This is a genomic window from Alcanivorax sp. (genome assembly GCF_014762765.1).
GTDB lineage: Bacteria > Pseudomonadota > Gammaproteobacteria > Pseudomonadales > Alcanivoracaceae > Alcanivorax.
Genome location: NZ_JABURH010000155.1, coordinates 23,914 through 26,441 on the forward strand (window position 1 = coordinate 23,914; position 2,528 = coordinate 26,441).

Annotated in this window: 3 protein-coding genes; all 3 read left to right on the top strand. The window is 55.8% G+C overall.

Annotated features, from left to right (window positions below):
- The first annotated feature begins 102 nt into the window (after positions 1-102).
- On the top strand, positions 103-960 hold the full coding sequence (locus HUJ17_RS11365; RefSeq protein ID WP_290510799.1) for a DUF692 domain-containing protein: 858 nt from the start codon (positions 103-105) through the stop codon (positions 958-960).
- A complete protein-coding gene (locus tag HUJ17_RS11370; RefSeq protein ID WP_290510800.1) occupies positions 957-1,727 on the top strand; it encodes a putative DNA-binding domain-containing protein in 771 nt (256 codons plus the stop codon). The genes HUJ17_RS11365 and HUJ17_RS11370 overlap by 4 nt, the downstream gene beginning before the upstream one ends.
- Before the next feature lie 112 nt (positions 1,728-1,839).
- Positions 1,840-2,528 (top strand): VacJ family lipoprotein (locus tag HUJ17_RS11375; RefSeq protein ID WP_290510801.1); only part of this gene is annotated, 689 nt, incomplete at its 3' end.

The following is a 2,528-nucleotide window of genomic DNA, read 5'->3' on the forward strand; positions in this document are numbered from 1 at the left end:
GAGAAAAGCGCCGAGGGCAAATGTGGCGATGACAAGAAAGGCGAAGGCAAGTGTGGTGAAGGCAAATGCGGCGGTGGTGCCTAATAAGGCAGGAGCTAATGCATGAAACCTGAGACACCAGTGTCCGGAGTGGGCCTGGGTCTTCGGCGGGCCCTGATGGGCCCGCTTTCTCCGACCCTCGACTCTCCGCAAAGTGCGCCCTTTGATTTTATGGAAGTGGCACCGGAAAACTGGATTCCTATGGGCGGTCGTCTGGCCAAGCAGTTCCGTGCTTTCACGGAGCAGTTCCCCTTTGTGACCCATGGCCTTAGCCTGTCCCTGGGCGGGCCTGAGCCCCTGGATTTTGAATTATTGAAATCGGTGAAAGGGTTCCTGAAGGAACACAATATTCGCCGTTATACGGAACACCTGAGCTACTGTAGCGATCACGGCCACCTCTACGATTTGATGCCGATTCCTTTTACTGAAGAGGCAGTACATTACGTGGCAGATCGGGTTCGCCAGGTACAAGATTTTCTTGAGCAGCCCATCGGCATCGAGCACGTGAGTTACTATGCTGCTCCCGGCGCGGAAATGTCAGAAATCGAGTTCGTTAATGCGGTACTGGAAGAGGCGGACTGTGAGTTGTTGCTGGATGTGAACAACGCCTACGTGAACAGCATTAATCACGGTTATGACCCCCGTGATTTTATCAGTGCGTTACCGGGTGAGCGCATTTGCTACTTGCATATCGCCGGCCACTTTGACGAGGCGGAAGATCTGAAAGTCGATACCCACGGCAGTGCGGTGATTGATCCGGTGTGGGCATTGCTGGAGCATGCCTATCGTGAGTTTGGCACCTTGCCCACCTTGTTGGAGCGGGATTTCAATTTCCCCGGCAATGAAGAGCTGTTCAGTGAGCTTCACAAAATTGGCCGTTATCAGCATCAGCAGCCGTCAACGACACGGAAACTGGGATGAGCAAGGCCGATTTTCAAACCCTGCAGCGGCGATTTGCGGCACATCTACGCAATCCGCAAAACCATTCAGCCCCCGGCGATATCGAAGAACGTCGACTGGATATTTACCGAACGCTTTTTTTTAACAACGTAAACGGTTTTATCACCCAGGGGTTTCCTGTGCTGTATTCCATTCTGGATGCGCAGCGTTGGCAACGACTGGTTCGGACCTTCTTTGATCAGCATGCCTGTCAGACCCCGTATTTTCTGGAAATCCCCCAGGAATTTGTCACCTTCCTGGCTTCCGGTCAGGGCCTGGAGGAGGGGGATCCGCCTTTCCTGCTGGAACTGGCTCACTACGAGTGGATGGAGTTGGTACTGGATGCCTCCACCGAGCAATTTCCGACAACCGGGTTTCACCCGGAAGGCGATCTGCTTCGTGCCATTCCCCAGCTCAGCCCCTTGCACGTGGTGCTCAGCTACCAGTATCCAGTCCATGAAATCTGCGTCGAATTTCAGCCCCAGACGCCCCTGTCGCAACCTCTCTGGCTGCTGGTCTACCGGGATCGCGCGGACCAGGTGCGCTTTATGGAAATCAATGCACCCACCGCCCGGTTGCTGCAATTGATCGAGGAGAACCCGGACAACACCGGCTTTCAGGTGGTCGGTCAACTGGCGGAAGAGCTGCAATTTGCGGATGTGGAAAAACTGGCGGCGTTTGCCCGCGATATTCTGCTGCAAATGCACCAGCGGGACATCCTCATAGGCGCGAGCCTGAAACCTTGCTAACTGCGCACCGCTCATCGGGTACGGCATTCTCCCCAATCTGTCTGTAAAATTCGCAAACCAGCAGGGTAGTGTCGCCCGTGGCCCTGTTCGGAGACGCAACGGGCTGGCTATAATGCAGCGTCGACGACATACCGGGGTGACCGTGCGTTATTTACTGCTGACCATATTGCTGAGTGTTTCCTGTACCGCTATGGCGGAAGAGGAAGACTGGGGTGAAGCCTCCACGGCGTTCGATGCCCCCCAGAGCAGTGAGGTAAAGGACGACGATCCCTGGGAAGATATCAACCGGAAGATCTTTGCCTTCAACGAAACCTTAGACAAGTACGCCCTCAAGCCCGCTGCCAAGGGCTATCGCAAGGCGACCCCGGGCTGGTTCGATGACACCGTTACCCGCTTCTTCGAGAATCTGCGCGATTTTCGCAGTGGTCTGAACAGCGTGCTGCAGTGGCGGTGGGGCCATGCCGGCCATAACTTTGGCCGTTTCACGGTCAACAGCACCTTGGGCATCGGCGGCCTGTTCGATGTGGCGAGCAAGGTCGACCTGGATAAGCACAACACCGACCTGGGCCTGACGTTCGCTCGCTGGGGGATTCCGGAAGGCAATTACCTGGTGCTGCCGTTCTGGGGCCCGTCCACCGTTCGTGATGCCGCAGCGATTATCCCGGAAGACTACATGCGCCTGCGCCATTACATCGAGCATGACTTGACCCGCTACAGCGTTACCGCCACCTATGTGGTGGATTTGCGTGCCGATCTGCTGGATCTGGAGCGCAATATCGTTGGTGACCGCTACACCTTCCT

Excerpts from the sequence above, each read along its gene's own strand:
- HUJ17_RS11370 (WP_290510800.1), top strand. The coding sequence starts at position 957 with ATGAGCAAGGCCGATTTTCAAACCCTGCAGCGGCGATTTGCGGCACAT.
- HUJ17_RS11365 (WP_290510799.1), top strand. The coding sequence starts at position 103 with ATGAAACCTGAGACACCAGTGTCCGGAGTGGGCCTGGGTCTTCGGCGG.